A 24135-nucleotide genomic window follows, 5' to 3' on the forward strand; every position below is an offset into this window, starting at 1 on the left:
GCCTTCGTGGCTGGGGCTTTCGCTTTCTCATCAGGCCACGGGTTTGCGGGCGGCGAGTCGCTCGATCAAGCCGAGGGTGAATCTGTCGTGTGCCTCGACCGGCCAGCCCCAGCCGCGGACCTGGTCGGCGGGGCGGCGCAGGAAGTGCTCGCCGCCCATCGGCACGGTGACCAGCTCGGCGAGGCGCTGCACGAGGCGCACCGGCCAGCGGGCGGCCCGTACGTGGTCGGCCAGCAGGAGCAGGCCGCCAGGACGCAGCACACGTCTCATCTCGTCGAGCGCCCGGTGCTCGTCGGGGATGGCGCACAGCGAGAACGTGCAAACCACGGTGTCGAACGACGCGTCGGCCAGGTCGAGGCGCTGGGCGTCGCCGAGCCGAAGGTCCACGTCGTGGCCCAGCTCCGTGGCCCTGCGCCGAGCGGCGGCGAGCATCTGCGGGCTCCACTCCACCCCGGTCAACCGCACCCCCGCCGGGTAGTGCGGCAGGTTGAGGCCGGTGCCGACCGCCACCTCGAGGACGTCCCCGAAGGCCCTGGCGCAGACCCAGTCGCGGGTGTCGCGGAAGAGACGTCGCTCGGCGAAATCCATCTGCCGGTCGTAAGAGCCGGCATGCTTGTCCCAGTAGCGGCGCAGCCGCTGGTGGCGATTCGATTCCGTCATCCGAGCCCGCCTCTCGTCCGGCCGGCAGCACCGCTCTCGCCGCCTGGTGCCACCGCGCAGCCCTGCGCTCGTACCCGGGCATTCTCCCGCAGCGGCAGCCGGCGCAGGGTCCCGCGAGCGGGCGCGGATCAGTAGGGGCAGCTGCGGCCCGCACGTACCATCTGCGCGTACTCGGCCCCGGTGATCCGGAATCGACCCTTCTTGCTGCCGTCCTTGCTGACGCAGTCGTTGATCCGATTGAGGTAGACCCAGCTGTAGGCCGCGTCGTCCGCGACGCCGGTCACCTCGAAGGGCTTGTCGCCGGGCGCCGAGACGGTCATCGTCTGCCGACGCCCGTCGGCGAGGTACTGCAGCTCCAGCCGCCACCGGCAGTGCATCTTCTCGCTGAGCGCCCTGACCTGGACGACGTTCTTCTCGCCCTTGGGCAGGCTGATCTTGTTGTCCGCGAAGAACGGGCGGCTCGGCGCGTCGTCCGTCGTGCTCTCGACCAGCATTCGAGGATTCGGCTGGTCCACCCGTGTCACGAGCACGATCTTCTCGGAGGCTCCCTGGGACTCGTTGGGCTCGCGGATGCCGGTGAGGGGCGGGGCGCAGGGTGCGACCAGGACCGACCGCATGTCGACGACCTCGACGGCATCGTCGCGGGTGCCGACGAGGGTGACCTCCCAGGTGCTCCGGCCCAGGTCGACCGCCGCGAGGTCGGTGGCCGGGTCGCCTGACGTCGAAGCGTCCAGCTCGGACAGGTCGGAGCCGGCGGGGTAGACGAAGCCGCGGGCGCCCTCCTCGGGATAGGGGATGTGCCGCACGTCGAGGACGACCAGCGGCCCCTTCCCCGCCAGGGCCTCGGCCAGTTCGTCCGCGGACTTCCACTGGTTGAGCGTGCCCAGGACGACAGCGCTCAGCCAGGCGCCGACGGCACCGATCACGATCGTCAGCAGCCAGGTGACCGGCCGCTTCCACCAGGCCACCCGCTCCGGCGTGGGCGACGGTGCGAGAGTCGGCCGGGCCTCGGCGCGGGCCGGGCGGCGGCGGGGCCCCTTCTTACGTGGGCTCATGGATCGGGGCCTCCAGGGCGGCGACGGGTGTCTCGGTGCGCAGGGTTCGGCGGGCGAGCAGGACCAGCAGTGCCACGAGCCAACCCCAGGCCGCGCCGAATCGCAGTGCGTTGGTCAGCTCGCTGCTCAGGTTCAGCCACGGCGCACAGCCGGTGGGGGAGACCGAGAACGCGCACTCGGCGAGGACGACGGTCGGTGCCGTCAGGGCGCACGCCGCGAGCGTGCCACCCCAGCAGACGACGACGAGGCCGGCGCGGTGACCGGAGGCCGGCAGGTCCGCCAGCACCGACCGGAGCAGGAGCCAGAGCAGCACCAGCAGGACGACGGTGGCCACCGAGTTGGGCACCCACCGGTCCATCGTCAGTCTCGCCGGGTCGAGGTCCGGGTGGGCGAGCCGGTAGGCCAGGTCCTCGCGCGGGGGCGGCGGCGAGAGCGCGGGATAGAGGAACCGGCCGAGCAACTCGAACAGGGAGTAGGGCTTCTCGGCGTGGCGCACCATCCGCACGCCCTCGATCAGGGCCAGGACCAGGACGGGCAGGATGCCGGCCAGGGCGACGTGCCCGCTGCGTCCGCGGCGATCGCCGATCAGCGGGCTGGGGCGGGAGGTCTTGGCCGCCGGCGACGGCGCGTCCTGCGTCCAACGGCCGCAGACGAAGAGGATCGCGCCGGCCACCGCCACCCAGCAGCCGAGGAAGAGCACGTCGGACGTCCAGCCGCCGCTGAACGAGTAGTTGGCGCTGAAGAGCAGCGACAGGCCGTCCGACGCGGTGTGCAGGCGGAGGACGTACACCGCCCACCCGAGGAGGTCGGCGATCGCGGCGGCGACGAGGACGGCCGCCGCGCCCGTCACCGCTGCGGCGATCAGGCTGGTCCGCCGGGTGACGAGGCTGCCGACCAGATAGATGAGCACCGCGACCAGGAGTATCGCGCCGCCACGCAGCACCGGGATCACCGGCTCCATCAACGGGGCCGTACGTGCGTCGAGGGGAGCGAAGAAGGCGAAGCCCTTGTCGACCAGTGTCGGCAGGTCGCTGGCGTCTCGCGAGAAGCCCCGCGAGTGGAACCTCGGTGTGGTGGCGACGAGCAGTTGCGCGGCGAACAGCGGTATCACGGTCATCCACGCGACGAGGGTCCTGGCCGCCCGGTTCATGCGGTGAGACTGCTGATCGTCACCCCACCAGTCTCGCGTGACTCGCGGCTGAAGTGAAGTCGATGTCTGCCCGCGTGGCGTGGGCGCCGCCGGTGCGGTGGGCTCCGTCGCCTTGCGGACGAGCGTGATGTCGCCAGACCGTGCCTGCCGGGTGCCCGGCAGGCATTCACGGGGGTCTTGCGTCGGTCATCGTATACAACATACGCTCGCCGGAATCGCCCACTTGAGGAGATCCCCCATGACGAACCTCTCCTTCAGCGAAACGAGCCCGCCGCGGCTGCGTCCACTGCGGGCCGCCGTGGCGGCGGCAGCGGTCATCTGCGCCGTCGTCGCCTGCTCCCCGGTGTCGGACAGCGGGGGTGGTAACCAGTCCGGCGACAACCAGTCGGCCGGCCAGGACTCCTTCGGTACGCCGGCAGATCCCGCCGCGGTGAAGAACGGCGGCAAGCTCGTCATCGCCCTCTCCGCGGAGCCCGACGCGCTGGACCCCACCCTGTCGCGCAGCCTCTACTCGCGCTACGTCTTCCAGGCGATGTGCCAGAAGCTCTACGACGTGAACGAGCAGGCGCAGGTCGTACCGCAGCTGGCGACCGCGCTGCCGACCACCAGCAGCGACGGGAAGACGGTGACCATCCCGCTGCGCCAGGACGCGAAGTTCGCCGACGGTACGCAGCTCGACTCCGCCGCGGTGAAGGCCACCCTGCAACGGCACCTGACGAACGCCCGCTCGGCGCGCAAGAGTGAGCTGGGCCCCGTCGAGACCGTCGACACCCCCGACGCGCACACCGTCGTGGTGCGCCTGAAGCAGCCGTTCGCGCCCCTGGTCGGAGCCCTCGCCGACCGGGCCGGCATGATCATGAGCCCGAAGGCGATGCAGAGCCTCGGCGACGACTTCGCCTCGGCACCGGTCTGCGTCGGGCCTTTCAAGTTCGCCAAGCGGGTGCCGCAGAACTCCATCGACGTGGTGAAGGACCCCAACTTCTACGACGCCGGCAAGGTCCACCTCGACGCCATCTCGTGGCGCATCCTCAGCGACGCCAGCATCCGCGCCGCCAACCTGCGCTCCGGCGACGCCCAGGTCGCCGACAGCGTGTCCACGCAGGACGTCGCCTCCCTGCAGGCGGACAGCGCGCTCACCGTCCTGCAGTCGCAGTCGCTCGGCTACCAGGGGTTGACCTTCAACATCGGCAACGTCGACGGGGTGGGCACCACGCCCAAGCCCATCAACCGCCCGATCGCGCAGAACGCCAAGGTCCGGCAGGCTTTCGAGCACGCGATCGATCGGAAGGCCCTCGTCCAGGCCGTCTTCAACGGGATCCCCGCCGTCGCCTGCTCACCGATCTCGCCCGCGAGCCCGTTCTCGACTCCGGAAGCGCAGACGTGCCCGGCGCACGACCCGGCCAAGGCCAAGCAACTGCTCGGTGAGGCCGGCGTCCAGACGCCCTACCCGGTGACGATGCTCGCCTCGAACACGCCCGACACGCTGCGTCTCGCCCAGGCTCTGCAGGCCATGGTCAAGGAAGGCGGGTTCGACCTCAAGATCAACCCGGTGGAGTACTCCTCGCTCCTCGACGAGCAGGACCGCGGCAACTTCGAACTGCTGCAACTGGGCTGGAGCGGCCGGATCGACCCCGACGCCAACATCACCAACTTCGTCGGCACCGGCGGCAGCCAGAACGTCTCTGGCTACAGCAACCCCCAGCTCGACGCCGCGCTGACCCAGGCCCGTCAGTCCAACGACCTCGAGGAGCGCAAGAAGCTGTACGGGCAGGCGGTGACGATCCTCCAGCAGGACGACGCGCTGATCTACCTCTACCGGCAGCGGAACCTGACCGCCTTCTCCAAGCAGATCCAGGGCCTGCAGGTGTTCCCGGACGGCGTGATCCGCGCGGCCTTCGCCGGGTTCACCAAGTAGGTCGTCGTGCTTCGATACCTGCTCACGCGCGCCTGGCAGTCAGCGCTGACCCTGCTGCTGTCGACAGTCGTGGTGTTCCTCGGCGTGCGGGCACTGCCCGGGGATCCGGCCCTCGCCCTCGCGGGGGAGGACCGGTCCCCGGAGGCGCTGGCGGCCATCCGGCACCACTACGGGCTGGACCAGCCGCTGCCCCTGCAGTTCGCGCAGTACGTGGAACGGATGGCGCAGGGCGACTTCGGTGAGTCGATCCGGACCGGGATACCGGTCTCCTCGATGCTCACCACCGCCCTGCCCGTGACGGCCGAGCTCTCCGTCCTGGCGATCCTCATCGCCGCGGTGCTCGGTGTCGGCGCCGGGGTGCTCGCGGCGGTACGGCGCGGGCGCCCCGCCGAGTGGCTGGCCAACGGGCTGGCCCTGGTGGGCCTTTCGGTGCCGCACTTCTGGCTCGGGCTGCTCGCGATCCTCTACCTCTCCGTGGCGACGGGGCTCTTCCCGGCCTCCGGGTTCGTGCCCTTCCTCGACGACCCGGTGGACAACCTGCACCACGTGGTCCTGCCGGCCGTCATCCTCGGCACCGGCCTGGCCGCCATCATCATGCGGCAGACCCGTTCGGCGATGTTGGAGTCGCTCTCCTCGGACTACGTGCGTACGGCGAAGGCGAAGGGTCTGCGACCCCGAGCCGTCATCACCCAGCACGCGCTGCGGAACAGCCTCATCGTGGTGGTGACGATCGTGGGCCTGCAACTCGGCGGCCTGATCTCGGGTGCGGTGGTCACCGAGCAGATCTTCGGGCTACCGGGCTTCGGCAAGATGACCATCGACGCGGTCTTCCAGCGGGACTACCCGGTCATCCAGGCCGTCGTCCTGCTCACCGCGACCGCCTACATCGTCATCAACTTCCTGGTCGACCTGCTCTACTCGGTCATCGACCCACGAATCCGCGTGACGGGGGACCCGGCATGACCGTCCTCACCGTTCCGATGGCGGAGACCGCCCCCGCCGGCATCACCCGACGCACCCGCGTGCTGAGCCGATTGCGAAGGAACCCACTGGCCGTCGTGAGCTTCGTCGTGCTGGCGCTCGCGGCCGTCGTCGCCCTGCTCTCACCCTGGATCGCCCCCTACTCCGTCGAGCAGACCGACTTCGCGCACACGTTCTCGCCGCCGGGCACCCCGGGGCACCTGCTCGGCACCGACGACCTGGGTCGGGACGTGTTGTCCCGCATCATGCTGGGGGCCCGCGCGTCGCTGCAGGTGGGGCTCCTCGCGGTAGCCACATCGTTGGTCATCGGCGTACCGCTCGGACTCGCGGCGGGCTACTTCCGCGCCTGGGACGCCGTGATCTCGCGCTTCACCGACCTGCTGCTCGCGTTCCCGTTCCTGATCATGGCGGTCGGGCTGGCCGCCATCCGCGGCGCGAGCCTCGGCAACGCCGCGGTGGCCATCGGGATCGCCCAGATCCCGGGGGTGATCCGCGTGGTCCGTTCGGACACGCTGCGGCTCAAGTCGCTGGACTTCGTCGCCGCGGCCGTCGTGGACGGCGCAAGCGACCTGTGGGTGCTCGCCCGGCACATCCTGCCCAACGCGACGTCGGTGATCCTGGTGCAGGCCACGGTCGCCATTCCGGCCGCGATCCTGGGCGAGGCGGTGCTCTCCTTCCTCGGACTCGGCATCCAGCCCCCGGCACCCAGCCTGGGCACCATGCTCGCCACCGCGCAGCAGTTCTCCGCCCGCGCCCCGTGGGCGGCGGTCCTCCCCGGCGTCGTGATCATGGGGCTGGCGCTGGCCTTCAACGTCTTCGGCGACGCCCTTCGGGACGCCCTCGACCCGAAGGGAGAGCGGCGATGACCACCGTCGAACCGGCGAGCACCGCCACGGTCGGCACCTCGGTGCTGGAGATCCGTGATCTCACGGTCTCCTTCCGCACCGAGAGCGGGACCGTCTCGGCGGTCGACCGGGTGAGTTTGGACCTCGCTCCCGGCGAGATCGTCGGGATGGTCGGCGAGTCGGGCTGCGGAAAGAGCGTCACCGCGATGAGCCTCGCCGGCCTGCTCCCGGAGAGCGCCCGGATCTCCGGCTCGGTACGGCTGCAGGGCACCGAGCTCGTCGGCACCCGCGAGTCGGTGCTGCGCCGCGTGCGCGGCAAGGAGATCGCCTACATCTTCCAGGAGCCGATGACGTCCCTGAACCCGGTGCTCACCGTCGGGCGCCAGATCGGGGAGGTGCTGCAGGTTCACGAACGGATGTCCCGGCGGGCCGCCCGGGCGCGCGCCGTCGAGCTGCTCTCGCTGGTGGGCATCCCGTCCGCCGCCGCCCGCGTCGACAACTATCCGCACCAGCTCAGCGGGGGCATGCGCCAACGGGTGATGATCGCGATGGCGGTGGCCTGCGGCCCGAAGGTGCTGGTGGCCGACGAGCCGACCACCGCCCTGGACGTCACGGTCCAGGCCGGCATCCTCCAGGTCCTCCGCGACCTGCGCGACAGGCTGGGCACGAGCATCCTCATCATCACCCACGACCTCGGCGTGATCGCCGACATCGCGGACCGCGTCGTCGTCATGTACGCCGGGCGCGTGGTGGAACGGGCCCAGGTCAACGACCTCTTCGCGCATCCGCGCCACCGGTACACGGCGGGTCTGCTGTCGGCTTCTCCCACCCCGGGCCGGCACGCCGGCACCCAGCGGTTGCAGGAGATCCCGGGTCTCGTGCCCGTCCTGTCCCGCCAACCTGACGCCTGCACGTTCGCGGACCGCTGCCCGGCCGCCGACTCGCAGTGCCTCGACTCCGCTCCGCCCCTCGCGGCGGTCGGAGCAGGGACCGCGGTCGCCGCGAGCGACCATCTGGCGGCGTGTTGGCACCCCTGCCCGACGCCTCGGGCCCAGCCCCAGGAGGTGAACCCATGACGGCGCAGCCACCCGCCCTCGAACTCGAGGACCTGGTGATGCACTTCGGGCCGGTACGAGCCGTGGACGGTGTGTCCCTCACGATCCCCAAGGGCCGGGTCACGGCCCTGGTGGGGGAGAGCGGCTCCGGAAAGTCGACGGTGGGCCGCTGCGTGGTGCGGCTCGTGGAGCCGACCGCGGGCGTGGTCCGGATAGCGGGGGCGGACGTGACGCACCTGTCCCGGCGGCAGCTGCGACGGCACCGCAGCGACGTGTCGATCGTCTTCCAGGACCCCGCCGGCTCGCTGGACCCGCGCATGCTGGTGGGCGACGTGGTGGCCGAGCCGCTGCGCCTGTCCGGCCGGCGGATGCCGCGACGCGACCGGGAGGCCCGGGTCGCCACGGAACTCGAACGGGTCGGCCTACGCCCCGAGGTGGCGCACCGCTATCCCCACGAGCTCTCCGGCGGGCAACGCCAGCGGGTGAGCATCGCCCGGGCCCTGATCTCCGAGCCGATGCTGCTCATCGCCGACGAACCCACCAGCGCGCTCGACGTCTCCGTGCAGGCGTCGGTGCTCAACCTCCTCGCCGACCTGCAACGGGACATCGGGTTCGCCTGCCTCTTCATCACCCACGACCTGTCCGCCGTGGAGTACCTGGCCGACGACATCGCCGTCATGTACCTCGGTCAACTCGCCGAGAAGGGCTCACGCGAGCAGATCTTCACGCGGCCCGCGCACCCCTACACGCAGGCGCTGCTGGCGGCCGCGCCGGTCGCCGACCCGGTCCGTCAACGCCAGCGCCAGCCGGTCCTGCTCGGCGACAACCTGCCGTCCGCGTTGGACCCCCCGTCCGGCTGCCGCTTCCGCACCCGCTGCCCGCTCGCCTTCGACAGATGCGCGACCGAGGTGCCGCCGCAGGTGGAGATCGGCGGCGGGATGGCCGCCTGCCATCTGGTGCAGCCGGACGGTACCCGGCCCGATGTCCGGGCCACTGACCCGAGTGAGGTGTTGTCATGACGTTCACCACCCGACCGACCCTGCAGGGAACCTTCGGAATGGTGTCCTCGACGCACTGGCTCGCCAGCCAGGCGGCCATGGGGACCCTGGAGCGCGGTGGGAACGCCTTCGACGCGGCGGTCACCGCCGGGTTCGTCCTGCACGTCGTCGAACCCCACCTCAACGGACCGGCCGGTGAGGTTCCCGCCATCGTGGCGACGGCGCAGGACCCGGCCCCGAAGGTGTTGTGCGGGCAGGGGCCGGCGCCGGCCGCCGCCACCATCGCGCACTTCCGGTCCCTCGGGATGGATCTCATCCCCGGATCGGGCCCGCTCGCGGCGGCCGTGCCCGGCGCCGTGGACGCCTGGCTCCTCCTGCTGCGCGACCACGGCACTCTCCGGCTCGAAGAGGTGCTGGAGCCGGCGATCGGATACGCGGGCGCCGGCCACCCGCTGATCGGCCGGGTCGGTGACACCGTGGCAGCCGTGCGGACGCTCTTCGAGGAGCACTGGCCCACCTCCGCCGAGCTGTGGCTGCGCGGCGGCAGGCCACCGGCGGAGGGCGAGCTGTTCGCCAACCCCGCCTACGCCCGGACGCTGCGCAGGCTGGTCAGCGCCGGGCAGGCGGCCGGCGCCGACCGCGCGGCGCAGATCGACGCCGCCCGTCGTGCCTGGAGTGAGGGTTTCGTCGCCGAGGCGATCGAGCGGTTCAGTCGGCGTCCGTTCCAGGACTCCAGCGGGCGTCCGCACGCCGGCCTCGTCACCGGTGCCGACCTGGCCGCCTACTCGGCGACCTGGGAGGAGCCGGTCACCCTCGACTGGCACGGCTACTCGGTGGCGAAGACCGGCTTCTGGGGCCAGGGCCCCGTGTTGTTGCAGACCCTGTCGGTCCTGGACGCGCTCGACGACCCCCGTGCGTACGACTCGTCGACCGCACCCGGCATCCATGCCCAGGCCGAAGCGCTCAAGCTCGCCTTCGCCGACCGCGAAGCCTGGTACGGCGACGGTTTCGACACGCCCGCGAAGGCGCTGCTCTCCCGCGAGTACGCGCGGGAGCGGGCGGACCTGATCGGGGCGGACGCGTCGACGGAGCTACGACCGGGGCGTCCCGACGGCATGCAGCCGCGTCTCGCCGGTCACCTCCAGTGGGGCGCCGGGGGCCGCGCCGACGCGGCGGACGCCACGACCGGCGAGCCGACGGTGAAGGCCGACGGCGTCACCCGCGGCGACACCTGTCACGTCGACGTGGTCGACCGGTGGGGCAACATGATCTCCGCGACCCCCAGCGGCGGGTGGCTGCAGAGCTCGCCCACCATCCCCGAGCTCGGTTTCCCCCTCGGCAGCCGACTGCAGATGTTCTGGCTGGAGGAGGGGCTCGCCTCGTCGCTCGCCCCGGGGCGCCGACCGCGTACCACGTTGAGCCCGACGATGGTGCACCGCGACGGGGAGCCCGTACTGGCGTGCGGCACTCCGGGCGGCGACCAGCAGGACCAGTGGCAGCTGCCGTTCCTGCTCCGCCACCTCGTCGAGGGGCAGCCGCTGCAGGAGGCCATCGACGCGCCCGCCTGGCACACCATCAGCCTGCCGGGGTCGTTCTACCCGCGCGACTCCGAGCCCGGCGTCCTGGTGGTGGAGGATCGCCTCGACGAGGACGTCCTGGCGGCCCTGCGGGCGTACGGGCACGAGATACGGCTCTCCGGGTCGTGGAGCCTCGGCCGGCTCTGCGCGGTGACCCGCGATCCGGCTACCGGAGTGCTCGCGGCGGGCGCGAACCCCCGCGGCATGCAGGGCTACGCGACCGGCCGCTAACCGCCGGCAGCTCCGTAGCCGCCCTCGGCGTTCTCGTAGGCGGCCGCGGACGCGGCGTCGAGGTGGGCGAGCGCGGCTCGCTCGGCCCGCTCACCGTCACCTGACTCGATGGCGTCGACCAGCTGGATGTGCTCGGCCCACGAGTGCGGTGCGCGCTCCGCGGCTCCCAGCCGGAAGACCCACTGCACATGGAGGTACAGCGCCTTGGCGATCGAGGACAGCCAGGGGTTTCCGCTGATCTGGAGGATCCGCAGGTGCAGGGCGCTGTTCAGCTCGGCGACCCGGCGCAGATCCTGCTGCTCCGTCGCCTCGCGGCCCTGCTCCAGCAGCGTCCGCAGGGCGGCCACGTCGGCAGGTGTCGACCGCTCGGCCGCCAGCCGGGCGGCCAGCGCCTCCAGGCGCTCGCGTACGGCGAACATGTCCGCGATGGTCCCGCTGCTGGGAGAGGCGACGACCGCCCCACGTCGGGGCAGGATCACCACGAAACCCTCGGCCTCCGCGACGCGCAGCGCCTCGCGGACCGGGTTGCGGGAGACGGCGAAGTCTTCGGCCAGCCGGTCCTCGGTCAGCCGCTCACCGGGGAGGTAGTCGCCGTTGATGATGGCGGTCCGTAATGCGGCGAGGACCTGGTCGCGTAGCGGCAGGTGTTGAGCGCCGAGCTTGTCCCGCAGGTCTTCAGCCAACCTGATCGCCTCTCCGTGATCCCGCTGCGAAAAGTGTATACGAAGGACAATCTGTGGAGGATAGCCGAAAGTGCTGAAAACACTGCCGCACGTCATCCGCGCCCGGGCCACCGCGAAGGAAAAGCCCCTCCTCCTGCGTCGACGGCACGCTCTGGTGGTGGTGCTGACCTTCGTGACCGGGAGCGCCGACGCCATCGGCTTCCTCGCCCTCGGCGGAGCCTTCTCCAGCGTGATGACGGGCAACATGGTCCTGCTCGGGCTCTCGGCCGGCAGGGGGAACGCGGAGCTCGCCCTGACCTCGGGCTGCGCCATCATCAGCTTCATCGTCGGCGTGCTCGCCGGCGCCCGCCTCGCCGGCTCGGCGCAACCGGACGACCCCGTCTGGCCCCGCCCGGTCACCCGGGCGCTCGTCCTGGAACTCCTGGTGTTCGTCGTGCTCCTCGTCGTCTGGGAGTTCGCCACCCACACGGAGCACGTCGACCTCGCGCTGCTGATGCTCTCGGCGGCGGCGCTGGGCGTACAGAGCAGCGCCGTCCAACGATTCGGGGTGCCCGGACTCTCGTCCACCTACCTGACCGGCACCCTCACGAGCCTGATCGCCGGCGTCGCCGTCCGAACCCCGTGGCGCAACCTGCGGCCCAAGGCTCAGATCCTGCTGGCCCTGATGACCGGCGCCGCCGTCGGCGCTCTGGTGGCCCTGCACGTACCCGCCTGGTCGCCGGCCCTGCTGATCGGGCCACTCGTGGTCGTGATCGCCGTGTCCAGACGGATGGCGCAGAAGCCGTCCGACGACATGCCGGTCACGCGGTAGGCCTCACGGGCGGATGCGCCGGCCTTCCGCCCGTCAGCGCGCGCCCTGGAAGGCGCGACCGACGGCCGTCGCCTCGCTGCCGGTACGGAAGAGCCCGGTCTGGTCCTTCGCCGTCGCGGGCAGGCCGAACCAGGCGTACCGGTGCAGCCAGGGCAGCCCGCTCAACATCCGGGTCGACGCGGTGAGGAACGCCGCCTGCTGCTGCTGGCTCGGGAAGCGGACGCCGTCGGAGAAGTCGATCAGAGCGAACTCGGTGAGCCAGATCGGCAGCCGGTAGCGGTCGTGGACCGCCTGGAGGTAGGACTTGAGCTGGTTGACCGCGTTGGCGGTGGCGAAGTCACCGCCGTACCAGTGCAGGGCGATGAAGTCGACCCGGTAGCCGCGCTGCTTCGCGCCGGCCATGAAGCGGTCGAGCCACTCACCCGGGCGGTCCCCGCCCCAGGCCACCGCCGGACTGCCCAGGGGGAGACCGGTCGCCTCCAGCTGCGGCCACAGGTCCAACGCCTGCTCCACGCTCATGTTCGCCTGACCGCCCATGTCCGGCTCGTTGAAACCGAGCAGGTAGCGGCCGTTCTTCTTCGCCTGTTGCAGGTTGCTGGCGGTGACGCTCTTGGCCCCCCAGATCATCGGGACGAACTCGGCGCCCTTCGGGCTGGTGACGCCCGGGTGGTCCACGTTCCAGGTGTAGTACCAACTCGCCTTGGAGTTGGCCAGCGCCTGGCTGACCCCGTTGAAGGTCCAGACGCCGACGCCCTTCTTCTTCGAGGTCACCGCGGGAGGCGGGGCGGCCGGCCGGGCCGTCGTCGGCTTCGCCTTCGGGGTCACCGTCGGTGGCGTGGTCGGGGCGCCCGGCGTGACAGCCGCGGACGGGCTGGCCAGCGAGGTGGTCGACGGCAGCGCCCCGACCGCCTGCGTCGCCGCCGGAGCGGGCGTCGACCCGGTCGGCTGGGCCACGACGATCGCCCCGACCACCAGCACGGCGACCGCGGCGGCCACGGAGATCGGGCCTGCCACCGGGTTCGAGCCGAACGAGATGAGGCGGCTCAGCCCGCCCGGGCGTACCGCATGGGCACCCCCGGACGCGCCGCCGCCCGATGGCCCGGCGGCGGCGCGCCCGGTCGCCTCGATCACCTGGGGACCGGGCGTCGGGGCGGGTGGGCTCGTCGCGCCGGCGTGGGGGACGGCCGTCGCGGCGTGCTGGGCGGTCTCCGGCGCGAGGCCCACCGCGAGGTTCTCGGCGATGCCGGGCGGGATCGGCAGCAGCGGAAGCCCGGCGAGCAGCCGGTCGATCGGGAGCAGGTCGGCGGTCCAGCGGACGCACTCGCCGCACTCGCGCACGTGCCGGGCCAGGCGCTTGCGCCACAGCGGGCTCGGCCGGCCGTCCCACGTCCGGGTCAGCTCCCGCAGCCCGGGGCAGGCGGCGCCACCCCGCAGCGCGCGGACGACGATCCGCGACGCCTGCAGCTGCTCCTTCATCCGCTGGACCCGGACCGCCGCGTGGCCCTCGGTCAGGCCGAGCGCCGAGGCGAGTTCGGTCCGGTCGATCTCCCCGGTGGCCTCCAGCCACCAGAGGGCCAGCAGAGTCCGGTCGTCGTCGTCGAGCCAGCGGGTCGCCTCGGCCACCTCGCGGCGCTGGTCGGTCAGGCCGAGCCGGAGGATCGTGATCCCGGCGAAGTCCGCGGCCGGATCGTGCACCCCGTGGACGACGTCAAGGTCGGCGGTGTGGTCCAACGCCGCACGGCGGTACTGCTCACGGTCGCGCACCTGCCGGACGGCGATGGCGATCAGCCAGGACCGGTACGCGGCCGGATCCCGCAGGTCGGTCAGGTGCCGGACGACGCGCAACAGCGTCTCCTGGACCACGTCGTCGACGTCGGCGTGCCCCCGCAGCGCCCGCCCGACCACGTTGTACACGAGCGGGAGAGACGCCGCCACCAGTGCGTCGAGCGCCCGCGGGTCGCCGTTGCGGGCGGCGACCACCAGCCCCGCGTCGGCGCCACCCCGACTCGTTCCGCGCATCGTCTCCACTCCTTCACGTCCTCGCACCGCCACCCGGTGGCGTGGCTGGTGGAATCCGGCCAACGCCTCCCCATCAGGAGACCGGCCGGCCGTGCCGGCATAACAGTTTCCACCGTCCGGTGTCGGCCGTGCCGGCCCGCCCGCCTCCGCGCCCGCCGTCAGTCCGGCGTGCGCACCCGGTAGGCGAGGTGCGTGACGCCGTCACCCTCGACGACGCTCGTGGGTCCCTCCAGCTGGACGGGCGCGATCTTCAGGTCGGCGAAGAGCGGAATGCCGGCGCCGAGCAGGACCGGTACGAGGTCCACGTGCACCTCGTCGAGCAGGCCGGCCTGGATGACCTGTGCCGCGATGGTGCCGCCGTTGACGCCGACGTGCTTGTCGCCCGCGATGGCCTTCGCCCGACCGATCGCGCTCTCGATGCCGTCGGAGACGAAGACGAACGAGTCGTTCTCGCGCTCCCACCCCTCGGGCACGCTGTGCGTGACGACGACCACCGGTACGTCCATCGGGTGCCGGCCGCCCCAGCCGCCGGTCATGTCGAACAGTCGCCGGCCGACGACCAGCGCTCCGGTCCGCTCGTTCAGCTCGCGCAGGTGCCGGGCGCTCGCCGCCGAGGTGCGCAGCGTCATGTCGGGGTTGGCCGTCGGAGTCTCGACCTTGCCGTTGCCGTACCACTGGAAGAGGTACTCGAACCCACCGTGCGACGCGTCCGCGATGTAGCCGTCCAGCGACATCGTCGCCCCGGTCATGACCTTCGTCATCTGATCCGCTCCTTGGTCTCCGGTGGCCCGCCACTGAACGGGCCTGCCCTCCACCTACGAGTCGAAGCCGCCCGGGACTCGCTCGACATGATCGCCAAACAATTCTTCCGCCGACCGGCGAGCACTCGGGCCGGCTGGCTGGAGCGCGACCGACCGACCGGGGCGGCGGCGCCGCCCGCGAGTCGGCGGCGGCCCAACCGGCACCGGGCTAGGCTGACTGCCGTGGATCAAGAAGACCGGATCGCCCTGTTCCTCGACTACGAGAACCTCGCCCTCGGGTTCCGCGACCACCACGGCGGCATGGCCTTCGACTTCCGTCCCATCGCCGACGCGCTCGCCGAACGAGGGCGGGTGGTGGTGCGCCGCGCGTACGCCGACTGGTCGTACTTCGGCGAGGACCGGCGGATGCTCACCCGCAGCCACGTCGAGCTCATCGAGATCCCCCAGCGGATGGGCGCCTCGCGCAAGAACGCGGCCGACATCAAGATGGCGGTCGACGCCGTGGAGCTGGCCTTCGAGCGGGAGTACATCTCGACCTTCGTGATCTGCACGGGTGACAGCGACTTCACCCCGCTGGTTCACAAGCTCCGCGAGCTCAACAAGCGCGTCATCGGTGTCGGGGTCGAGAAGTCCACTTCGGCGCTGCTGCCGCCGGCCTGCGACGAGTTCCTCTACTACGACCGCCTGGAGGGCGTCGAGATCCCGCCGGCGCCCGCCCGCCGCGGCCGTCCCGCCCGCCCGCCGCAGCTGGAGCCGCAGCAGGTGGAGCAGGAACCCGAGCCCCAACCGGTGGTCGAGCAACCCGTACGCGACGTCGACACGCTCGCCGCCCTGGTGGCCCAGACCGTGGCCGGTCTGCAGGGCAGCTCCGGCGGCGAGGTGACCGCGTCGAGGCTGAAGCGGACCCTGCTCCGGAAGGACCCGACCTTCAGCGAGTCCGACTACGGCTTCCGCACCTTCGGGGAACTCCTGCGGCACCTCGCCGAGCACAACGTGATCGAGCTGGCCGAGGGCCCCGCCAAGGGCGACCCCGAGGTCTCGCTGCCCGAGCACGACGACCGGGAGGTGGCGTTCGGGCTGCTCCGGTCGGTGGTCGTCGATTTGGCCGGCAACGACGGGGCGCTGGCGCTCTCCGGCCTGAAGGACCAGCTCCGACGGGCGCGGCCCGACTTCAGCGAGCAGAAACTCGGCTACCGCAGCTTCCTGCAGTTCTGCAAGGCGGCCGCCACCGCCGGCGCCGTCCAACTGCGGTGGAGTCCCGACGCCGACGACTACCTCGTCTCCCCGCAGGCCTCGTGACCCCACTCGCGCCGGGCAGCCCGCGTACCGGCGCGGGCGTCCTCGTGCCGCCGCCGCGACGACGGATACGGTGGCAGACGTGACAGACGCGGCGCGGGTGGCGGTGTGCTCCAGCTGACCTGGTACGGGCACAGCACCGTGTGGATCGAGGATTCCGGCACCCGGCTGCTGACCGACCCGCTGCTGCGTAACCGTCTCGCCCACCTGCGTCGGCGCCGCGGGACCGTCCCGCAGCTGCCCGGCGCCCCGGACGCGGTCCTCGTGTCGCACCTGCACGCCGACCATCTGGACTTCGCGTCGCTGCGCCGACTGCCCGAGCACACCACGCTGGTGGTCCCGGCCGGCGCGGGACGTCTCGTCCGGCAGGCACTGGGTGGCACCGCCGGCCGGTGCGTCGAACTGGCGGCCGGCGACCGGGCCACCATCGGGCAGCTCAGCGTCACCGCCGTACCCGCCGCCCACCATCCCGGTCGCGGGCCCTGGTCCCGGCACCGGGCGCCGGCGGTGGGCTACCTGGTCGAGGGGCAGGCCCGCACCTGGTTCGCCGGGGACACCGGCCTCTTCGACGAGATGGCCAAGCTGGGGCCCGTCGACCTGGCGCTGATCCCGGTGGGCGGGTGGGGGCCCACCCTCGGCCCCGGCCACCTCGACCCGGCGGGCGCGGCCGAGGCGGTGCGCCGGGCGGCGGCGGCCTGGGCCGTACCCATCCACTTCGGCACCTTCTGGCCGGTCGGCTGCGACCGGCTCCGCCCGGAGCTGTTCCACCAGCCGGGAGAGGACTTCGCCGACCACGCCAGGGCGATCGCCCCCGGCACCCGGGTACGCGTGTTGAACCCGGGCGAGTCGTTGACGATTCCGCGGCCATGACGGCGACCCTCGGCGCGCTGGGCTGGCTGGCCCTGGTCGTGATGTTCGGGGCGGTGGTCCCGGTGGTGCCCACCGGCGCCGCGGTCAGCGGCGCCGCCGCCCTCGCCGCGCACCAGGACCTGCCGACCGTGGCCCTCGTCGTGCTGGCCGGCGCCCTCGGGGCGTACGTGGGCGACCTGGCGACCTACCTGCTGCTCGACTGGGGCGGCGAGCGCATCGCCCGACGGCTGCACCTGCTACGCGGACCGCAACGCTTCGAGCGGCTGTCGGCGCGCGTACGCGAGGGGCGGGTCTCGATGCTCCTGGTGTCCCGGCTGATTCCGGGCGGCCGGCTTCCGGTGCTGCTCGCGGCGGCGGTGGCCGGGCTGAGCTCGCGACGCTTCGCCATCGCCAACGCGCCGGCCAGCCTCGCCTGGTCGGCCTTCTACGCCGCGATCGGCGTGCTCGGGCGCGCCGTCTTTCCCGAACCGTGGCAGAGCGTGGTCGCCGCCGTCCTGCTCGTCGTGCTGGTCAGCCAGGGGCTGAGCTGGCTGGGCCGACGCCGGAGCGCGCCGGCTCATCCGCCGGTGACGCCATAGCCGGTAGCCGCGCACCTGAGCGCTCGCCCCGATCGCGGTCCGCGTGGTCGTCCGGCCCGCGGGGCGGGTGGCCGCGCGGCGCGTCGTCGGCGTCCTCGTCGGGCTGGCGGAGGCCGAGCCGGCGCAGCCACCCGAGCAACTGAGCGTGTACGGCCTCCGGGCCGACCAGTTCGCCGTCCTGCGGCCAGTCGGCGGGATGGATGAGCAGGGCGTCGGTCTGCCAGCCGCCCAGCCCACCGTGGCAGCCGACCAGCTCCTCGAAGGCCGCCACCTCCTCCAGGCTCGGGTCCACGACGCTGATCACCACCAGGTCGCCGACGTGGTCCATTCCCTGGTGGCGTAGCAGGTCCTGGCGCGCTCGCGGGCCGTACGGCGCCAGCGGGTCGTCGCCCTCGACCTGCCCGCCGCGCAGCCGGTGCTCACCGCGCGGCCCGAGCGCCACCGGACCGGCGGCGGAGTCGACGACGACCACCCCGACGCCCGGATGCGCCCTCAGGCCGTCGATCAGCCCCGGGACGACGGTGTCGATCCGCTCCCGGACCAGTCGGCCCGGATGCCGGGCGAGGTAGATCATCGCCAGGTTGCCGGACGCCACCACCACGGTCTGCGGGTCGGTGCGGGCGGCCTCCTCCTGCTCCCGTGCGGCCGGCCCGAGGGCGACCTCGCCACCGACCGAGTGCGACCGCACCGCCGCCCGTGTCGCGGCGCCGGTCACGCCGCCGCGGCCGGCCACCTCGGTGAGCAACGTGTTGACCCGGCCCCACTGCTCGACGCGACCGGCGGCCTCGGCGCTCGCCGTGACCGGGGTTGCGTCCGTCGGGTCGGCGGGGGCCGGTGGGCGCACCACGGGGGCGGCGAGCCGGGCGACCACCTGCGCCAGCGACTCGCCGTACCGCTGCCGGAACGTGGCGCCCTGGCTCTGCCCGTGGTCGCTCAGCACGACGAGGTGATAGCGCCGCCCCGCCTCGGCCGCCAGCCGTTGCAGGATGCCGAGCGTGTGGTCGAGCGCCTCCAGGGCCGCCATCGCCTCCGGGCGGGCCGGTCCGGCGTGGTGGGCCACCTCGTCGTAGTCGACGAAGTCGCAGAAGATCACCGGGGCGCCGCGGGCCATCTGCTCGGCGATGAGCGACACGTTGAGGTCGTTGAGCAGGCTCGCCAGCGGACGCAGCGCCAGGTAGGAGCCGCCGCGATCCCCTCGGGGCTGCACGCCGCGGATCCGCTGTCGCCGACCCTCGTGCAGCTCACGGAGCAGCTGCCCGGCGCCCAGCACGACCGCGCGGGCGAAGCCGTACGGGCTGGTCATGAAGGTCGCGTAGCCGGGGTTGGACCGCCCCGGCAGCCCGGCGCGGCTCACCGTGAGCAGGCTGGTGGGGGCGTCGCCGGAGAAGGCGGTGCTGATGCTCACGCCGCCGTCGCGCAGCAGCCCGTGACCGGTCGACAGGCGCTGCTCGATCTCGGCGGCGTCCCGGGGCCGGCTGGTCACCATCAGCCGGCCGGGCGAGCGCGTGCCGTCGCTGCTCACCGTCGCCTTCTCGTACCAGCGGAAGGCCGGCACCCGACGGACCTCGCCGTGCAGCAGACCCGCCTGCGCGGCCGGCGTGGTGGCCGGCAGGCCGGTGTGCCAGCGGGTCATCCGGTGGCTGCGGGAGCGCAGCCACCGGCCGATCGTGGGGAGGTTTCCGGCCCGCACCGCCCACTGCACCAACGGCGCGGCCACACCGTCGAGCTGGATGACGAGCACGCCGTCCGCGGGCTGCTCGTCAGCTGACGGGGCCGCGTCGTCGGTCCGGCGGCGTCGCCAGCTCATGCTCCGGCGCCGCTGCGGCGCGCGCCGCACCCGGGTCATCAGCCGCAGCATCTCGCTGACGAACGTGTCGTCCGTGCCGGCGTCGGCCAGCCAGTTCACGATCGCGGCGAGCGCCACGGCGAGCCACGCGGCCACGAAGGCGACGGCGAACCCGGCCACGTGGGCTTCGGGGTCGAGACGTAATGCCACGTACATGACGACGGCCTGCACGCCCACGCCGATGGCGAGCGCCCAGAGCCCGCCGAGCGCGGTGGCCAGCGCCAGCAGCAGCGGGCGCAGCACCGCGCCGACGCCGGTGACCAGGGCGACCAGCCAGAGCATCGCGACCAGGCCACTGGCGGTGACCCCGGGCAGCAGCCACAGCGTCGTGGTGAGCACCACGAACGAGGTCGCCATGCTGCGGACCAGCGCCCGGACCCGCGCGACGGTGGGCCGGTACTCGCGCAGCATCCGCACGGCGACCCGCAAGGGCTGGGGCATCACGCGCCGCGCCGCGCCATCCACCTGCGGCTTCATAGCTCGCCACAATGCCACACCCGGCCCACCAAGATCGCTGCGGCGACGGCCGGTGTGTCCTGCGGCGCGGTCGCTCGGCGCGGGGGGTGTTGCGAGGAGGGTTTCCGTCCAGCTGACGGTCGAAGGGAGGGGCGACCTGCTCCCCTCCACTTTCAAGGTATAGCCCACCCGGGGGCTTGCGGCAAGACCCGGGTCGTGCCGCAGAATCGCTGGCCGAGGTCAGAAACCTGCAAAAACGGGGGAGTTGCGAGGTACGGATGGTGTTGTCGACGTTTGGGGCCGGTGGGGACGACGGTGGCCGCGAAGTTGCCACTAGACCCGGTCAGCAGAGAACGACCCGCAGCGTCCGCGTGAACACGCGGGATTGCCGAGCCAGCACCGCGGAGACGAGAACAAGCGGCCGCCGCAGGCGGCCCGAGATCGGAGCTGATGACGTGAACCCGCTGACCACCAGCGCGTTTGATCTGCCCGACAACCTCTCGGCAAAGGCCGACCCGAGGCTGATCGCCGCCGACGAGCAGCACTTCGCGGCCGTCGCGGAGAGCCTCGAGCGGTCGATCGGCGAGCTGTCCGGCCAGCTCGATGCCGCGCGCAGGGCGCCGGGCGGTATCGGCCGGCGGGCGATGGACCGGGACGAGGAGATCCACCGGCTGACCAGCCGCCTGCGCGCCCTGCGTCGCTTCGGCCTGGACCTCTGCCTCGGGCGCATGGTCAGCGCGGACGACGCCGAAACTGTCTACGTCGGACGGTTCGGTCTCACCGACGGCGCGGGTCGACGGCTGCTGCTCGACTGGCGCTCTCCCGCGGCGGAGCCGTTCTTCGGGGCGACCCACGCCAACCCGATGGGGCTGGCAAGCCGCCGTAGGTACCGCTGGACCCGTGGCCGGATCAGCGACTACTGGGACGAGGTGTTCACCGCGGACGGGCTCGAAGGGCACGCCGCGCTCGACGACCAGTCCGCCTTCATCGCCAGCCTGGGCGGCAACCGCTCGGCCCGGATGCGGGACGTGCTCGGCACCATCCAGGCCGACCAGGACGCCATCATCCGCGCGGGATCGAGCGGCGCGCTCGTGGTCGACGGCGGTCCGGGCACCGGGAAGACCGTCGTCGCGCTGCACCGCACCGCCTACCTCCTCTACGCCGACCCGCGGCTCAGCCAGCGTCGGGGTGGGGTGTTGTTCGTCGGCCCGCATCAGCCCTATCTCGCCTACGTCGCCGACGTCCTGCCCAGCCTCGGCGAGGAGGACGTGCAGACCTGCACCCTGCGGGACCTCGTCCCCGAGGGCGCCGCGGCAACCATCGAGACCGACCCGGAGGTGGCTCTGCTGAAGTCGTCCGCGGACCTGGTCAAGGCGATCGAAGCGGCCGTCAGGTTCTACGAGGAGCCGCCGGCCGAACCGATGACGGTCGCGACCGACGAGTCCGATCTCCGGCTGAGCGCCGACGACTGGGCCGAGGCGTTCGACGCGCCGGGGCCGGGCACCCCGCACAACGAGGCGCGCGACGAGATCTGGGCGGAGCTGCTCACGATCCTGCTGAACAAGTACGACGGCGACGAGCCGGAGGACCTGGTCCGCAGGTCGCTGCTGCGCAACAGAGAGCTGCTCACGACCTTCCACCGGGCCTGGCCGCTGCTCGACGCGGCCGACCTCGTCGCAGATCTGTTCTCGGTCCCCGCCTACCTGCGCAAGTGCGCTCCCTGGCTCAGCCCCGACGAGGTCCGAAAGCTGCAACGCGGCGACGCCCGGGCCTGGACGGTCTCCGACCTGCCGCTGCTGGACGCGGCGCGGCAGCGGCTCGGCGACGCGGAGGCGTCCCGACGCCGGCATCGGCGCGCGGCGGCCGTCGCCGTCCAGCGCGAGCAGATGGCCCGGGTCGTCGACGACCTGATCGCCTCCGACGCGTACGACGACGGCGAAGGCCTGATGACGATGCTGTACCAGCAGGACCTGCGGGACGCCCTGGTCGACGAGGCCGGACTGCCCGACGCCGATCCGGACCGGCTCGCCGGCCCGTTCGCGCACATCGTCGTCGACGAGGCTCAGGAGCTGACCGACGCGGAGTGGCAGATGTTGCTGCTGCGCTGCCCGTCCCGCAGCTTCACCATCGTCGGGGACCGCGCCCAGGCCCGGCACGGGTTCCCGGAGTCGTGGCAGGAACGGCTCCGGCGGATCGGGCTGGACCGGATCGACCTGGCCGCGCTGAGCATCAACTACCGGACGCCGGAAGAGGTCATGGCGGAAGCCGAGCCGGTCATCCGGGCCGTGCTCCCCGACGCCAACGTGCCGACGTCCATCCGCAGCAGCGGCCGGTCCGTCGTGCACGGATCCGTCTCGGAGCTGGGTTCGATCCTCGACACCTGGCTCGCCGAGCACGCCGAGGGGGTCGCCTGCGTCATCGGCGAGGCCACGTTCCAGGCGACGTCCCGCGTTCGTTCGTTGACCCCGGAGCTGGCGAAGGGGCTCGAGTTCGACCTGGTCGTCCTCGTCGACCCCGAGGCGTTCGGCGAGGGCATCGAAGGAGCGGTGGACCGCTACGTCGCGATGACCCGGGCGACCCATCAACTCGTCATCCTCACCAGCTCCTGACGTCGGTCGACACCGGGGTCGCCGCCGCGCGTCCGCGGTGAACCGATCGACCCGGTCATTATCGGCGCTGTTCATCGCGCATTCCGGCGGGTGTCACATCGGACAGTTGAGATCGGGACAACGGCAAGATCAATCGCTGTCCCCGGAGGCACCCGCCATGTCGCAGTCACCACCGATGCTGCCCCGCCGTCACTTCCTCGCCCTGGGTGGTGTCGCCGCGGGCGCGGCCATCCTCGCCGCCGAGCCGGCTTCGGCGACGTCCGCCTCGACCGACCGGATCACGCTGACCGGTTACGCGTTCAGGCTCGGTGTCGCCTCCGGCGATCCGATGCCGGACGGCGTCGTGCTCTGGACCCGCCTGGCGCCGGACCCGCTCGCCCTCGACGGGCTCGGGGGGATGCCCGACCGCGCGGTGCAGGTCCGGTGGGAGGTGGCGGAGGACGAGCGGTTCCGCCGGGTGGTGCGCCGCGGCGTGGAACGTGCCACGGCCGAGTGGGGGCACTCGGTGCACGCGGAGGTGCACGGCCTTCGGCCGGACCGCGAGTACTGGTACCGCTTCCGGGTCGCCGACCAGGTCAGCCCGGTGGGCCGGACCCGCACCGCACCGCGCCCCGGGGCCGCTCTCCAGTCGTTGACCTTCGCGTTCGCGAGCTGCCAGGCCTACACCGACGGCTACTTCACCGCGTTCGAGCACCTGGCCCGGGAGGATCTGGACCTGGTCGTCCATCTCGGGGACTACATCTACGAGGGCGGCGGTGCCGGTTCGATCGGCCGGGCACACCTCCCCGCGGCGGAGACGTTCTCCCTGACCGACTACCGGATCCGCTACTCCCAGTACAAGCTCGACCCGGCCCTGCAGGCAGCGCACGCGAGCGCGCCCTGGGTGGTCGCCCCGGACGACCACGACGTGGAGAACAACTGGGCCGGCGACCACTCGCAGCCGGACACCGAGCCGGACCAGGACCCGGCGGTGTTCCGGCTCCGCCGCGCCGCCGCCTACCAGGCGTACTACGAGAACCTGCCGCTGCGCGCGTCGTCGATGCCGCGGGGCCCGGAGATGCAGGTCTACCGGCGGCTGAAGTTCGGCGACCTGCTGCAGCTCGACGTGCTCGACACCCGGCGGTTCCGCGACCAGCAGCTCACCGACCAGTCGCTGCGCTGGGACCCGAACCGGCAGATGCTCGGCGCCAAGCAGGAGGCCTGGCTGCTGGCCGGCCTCGGCGCGTCCACCGCACGGTGGAACGTGCTCGGCAACCAGATCTTCGCCATGGAGGCCGACCACACCGCCGGCGCGCCCGAGACCTTCGGGATGGACACCTGGGACGGGTACGCGGCGGCGCGTCAGCGGCTCTTCGACGGTGTGGCGAGCCGGGGTGTCGAGAACTTCCTCATCGTCACCGGCGACGCGCACCGCAGTGTGGCCGCCGATCTCAAGCTGGACTTCGCCGACCCGGCCTCGCGCACGATCGGTACCGAGTTCCTCGGAACCGCGATCAGCTCGGGTGGCAACGGCGCGGACATGGACCAGCTCGGGGTGACCTGGCTGGCCGAGAACCCGCACATGAAGTTCCACAACGCCCAGCGTGGCTACCAGGTGTGCCATCTCGGCCGGCACGAGATGCACACCGACTACCGGGTCGTACCGTTCGTCAACGCCCCGGGCGCCCCGATCTCGACGCGAGCCCGCGTCCACGTGCAGAGCGGCCGGCCCGGGGTGGCGCACGTGTCGGCGTAGGCCG

General features: G+C 72.3%; 19 protein-coding genes. 12 read left to right on the forward strand and 7 right to left on the reverse strand.

The annotated features are described in order from the left end of the window. Positions 1-30: 30 nt before the first annotated feature. From ACIBBA_RS09470 to ACIBBA_RS09480, 3 genes are all read right to left on the reverse strand, one after another. Positions 31-660 (reverse strand): class I SAM-dependent methyltransferase, encoded by a 630-nt coding sequence (locus tag ACIBBA_RS09470; protein ID WP_396695457.1) that lies wholly within the window; start codon positions 658-660, stop codon positions 31-33. 128 nt (positions 661-788) lie between these two features. Beyond that, entirely contained in the window at positions 789-1715 is a 927-nt protein-coding gene (locus ACIBBA_RS09475) for a hypothetical protein (RefSeq protein WP_396695459.1), read from the reverse strand. Continuing rightward, the gene (locus tag ACIBBA_RS09480; protein WP_396695461.1) at positions 1702-2832 is read right to left on the reverse strand and encodes a hypothetical protein; all 1131 of its coding nucleotides are present in this window, start codon (positions 2830-2832) and stop codon (positions 1702-1704) included. Before ACIBBA_RS09480 ends, ACIBBA_RS09475 begins: the two co-directional genes overlap by 14 nt. 271 nt (positions 2833-3103) lie before the next feature. Here ACIBBA_RS09480 and ACIBBA_RS09485 point away from each other — a divergent pair, with 271 nt between their 5' ends. The 6 genes from ACIBBA_RS09485 to ACIBBA_RS09510 are packed head-to-tail and all read left to right on the forward strand — an operon-like array spanning position 3104 to position 10467. Further along, a complete protein-coding gene (locus tag ACIBBA_RS09485) occupies positions 3104-4780 on the forward strand; it encodes an ABC transporter substrate-binding protein (RefSeq protein ID WP_396695463.1) in 1677 nt (558 codons plus the stop codon). A 6-nt stretch (positions 4781-4786) separates the two neighbouring features. Further along, positions 4787-5743, forward strand: coding sequence for an ABC transporter permease (locus ACIBBA_RS09490; RefSeq protein ID WP_357054353.1), 957 nt, complete (start codon positions 4787-4789; stop codon positions 5741-5743). Beyond that, on the forward strand, positions 5740-6627 hold the full coding sequence (locus tag ACIBBA_RS09495; protein ID WP_396695465.1) for an ABC transporter permease: 888 nt from the start codon (positions 5740-5742) through the stop codon (positions 6625-6627). Before ACIBBA_RS09490 ends, ACIBBA_RS09495 begins: the two co-directional genes overlap by 4 nt. After that, the gene (locus ACIBBA_RS09500; protein WP_396695467.1) at positions 6624-7682 is read left to right on the forward strand and encodes an ABC transporter ATP-binding protein; all 1059 of its coding nucleotides are present in this window, start codon (positions 6624-6626) and stop codon (positions 7680-7682) included. Before ACIBBA_RS09495 ends, ACIBBA_RS09500 begins: the two co-directional genes overlap by 4 nt. Then, complete coding sequence (locus ACIBBA_RS09505) at positions 7679-8680, forward strand: ABC transporter ATP-binding protein (RefSeq protein WP_396695469.1); 1002 nt, start codon at positions 7679-7681, stop codon at positions 8678-8680. Before ACIBBA_RS09500 ends, ACIBBA_RS09505 begins: the two co-directional genes overlap by 4 nt. Next, complete coding sequence (locus ACIBBA_RS09510; RefSeq protein ID WP_396695471.1) at positions 8677-10467, forward strand: gamma-glutamyltransferase family protein; 1791 nt, start codon at positions 8677-8679, stop codon at positions 10465-10467. The genes ACIBBA_RS09505 and ACIBBA_RS09510 overlap by 4 nt, the downstream gene beginning before the upstream one ends. Here ACIBBA_RS09510 and ACIBBA_RS09515 read toward each other — a convergent pair. Next, on the reverse strand, positions 10464-11150 hold the full coding sequence (locus ACIBBA_RS09515) for a GntR family transcriptional regulator (protein ID WP_350875030.1): 687 nt from the start codon (positions 11148-11150) through the stop codon (positions 10464-10466). The genes ACIBBA_RS09510 and ACIBBA_RS09515 overlap by 4 nt on opposite strands. A gap of 70 nt (positions 11151-11220) precedes the next feature. Between ACIBBA_RS09515 and ACIBBA_RS09520 the strand changes: the two genes are divergently transcribed. Then, entirely contained in the window at positions 11221-11961 is a 741-nt protein-coding gene (locus ACIBBA_RS09520; RefSeq protein ID WP_396695473.1) for a YoaK family protein, read from the forward strand. A 33-nt stretch (positions 11962-11994) separates the two neighbouring features. Here the strand turns inward: ACIBBA_RS09520 and ACIBBA_RS09525 are convergent, their stop codons facing one another. Both ACIBBA_RS09525 and ACIBBA_RS09530 read right to left on the reverse strand, forming a co-directional pair. Next, positions 11995-13980: a sigma-70 family RNA polymerase sigma factor gene (locus ACIBBA_RS09525; RefSeq protein WP_396695475.1), complete on the reverse strand. Its 1986-nt coding sequence runs from the start codon at positions 13978-13980 to the stop codon at positions 11995-11997. 158 nt (positions 13981-14138) lie between these two features. Then, complete coding sequence (locus tag ACIBBA_RS09530; protein WP_396695477.1) at positions 14139-14741, reverse strand: dihydrofolate reductase family protein; 603 nt, start codon at positions 14739-14741, stop codon at positions 14139-14141. Positions 14742-14963: 222 nt separating this feature from the next. Between ACIBBA_RS09530 and ACIBBA_RS09535 the strand changes: the two genes are divergently transcribed. From ACIBBA_RS09535 to ACIBBA_RS09545, 3 genes are all read left to right on the forward strand, one after another. After that, on the forward strand, positions 14964-16040 hold the full coding sequence (locus tag ACIBBA_RS09535; protein WP_396695479.1) for an NYN domain-containing protein: 1077 nt from the start codon (positions 14964-14966) through the stop codon (positions 16038-16040). 105 nt (positions 16041-16145) lie between these two features. Next, the gene (locus ACIBBA_RS09540) at positions 16146-16907 is read left to right on the forward strand and encodes an MBL fold metallo-hydrolase (protein ID WP_396695481.1); all 762 of its coding nucleotides are present in this window, start codon (positions 16146-16148) and stop codon (positions 16905-16907) included. Beyond that, positions 16904-17485: a DedA family protein gene (locus ACIBBA_RS09545; RefSeq protein WP_396695483.1), complete on the forward strand. Its 582-nt coding sequence runs from the start codon at positions 16904-16906 to the stop codon at positions 17483-17485. The genes ACIBBA_RS09540 and ACIBBA_RS09545 overlap by 4 nt, the downstream gene beginning before the upstream one ends. Here the strand turns inward: ACIBBA_RS09545 and ACIBBA_RS09550 are convergent. Beyond that, the gene (locus ACIBBA_RS09550; protein WP_396695485.1) at positions 17418-19808 is read right to left on the reverse strand and encodes an alkaline phosphatase family protein; all 2391 of its coding nucleotides are present in this window, start codon (positions 19806-19808) and stop codon (positions 17418-17420) included. The genes ACIBBA_RS09545 and ACIBBA_RS09550 overlap by 68 nt on opposite strands. 443 nt (positions 19809-20251) lie before the next feature. On the opposite strand from ACIBBA_RS09550, the gene helR reads away from it, so the two are divergent. Both helR and ACIBBA_RS09560 read left to right on the forward strand, forming a co-directional pair. Then, positions 20252-22396 carry an RNA polymerase recycling motor ATPase HelR gene (gene helR, locus ACIBBA_RS09555; RefSeq protein WP_396695934.1) on the forward strand — a complete coding sequence of 715 codons (2145 nt, stop codon included), beginning with the start codon at positions 20252-20254 and terminating at the stop codon, positions 22394-22396. A 157-nt stretch (positions 22397-22553) separates the two neighbouring features. Continuing rightward, positions 22554-24131 (forward strand): alkaline phosphatase D family protein, encoded by a 1578-nt coding sequence (locus ACIBBA_RS09560; RefSeq protein ID WP_396695487.1) that lies wholly within the window; start codon positions 22554-22556, stop codon positions 24129-24131. The last annotated feature ends 4 nt before the right edge of the window (positions 24132-24135 follow it).

It is taken from the genome of Micromonospora sp. NPDC051006 (assembly GCF_044456245.1).
Taxonomy (GTDB): domain Bacteria; phylum Actinomycetota; class Actinomycetes; order Mycobacteriales; family Micromonosporaceae; genus Micromonospora.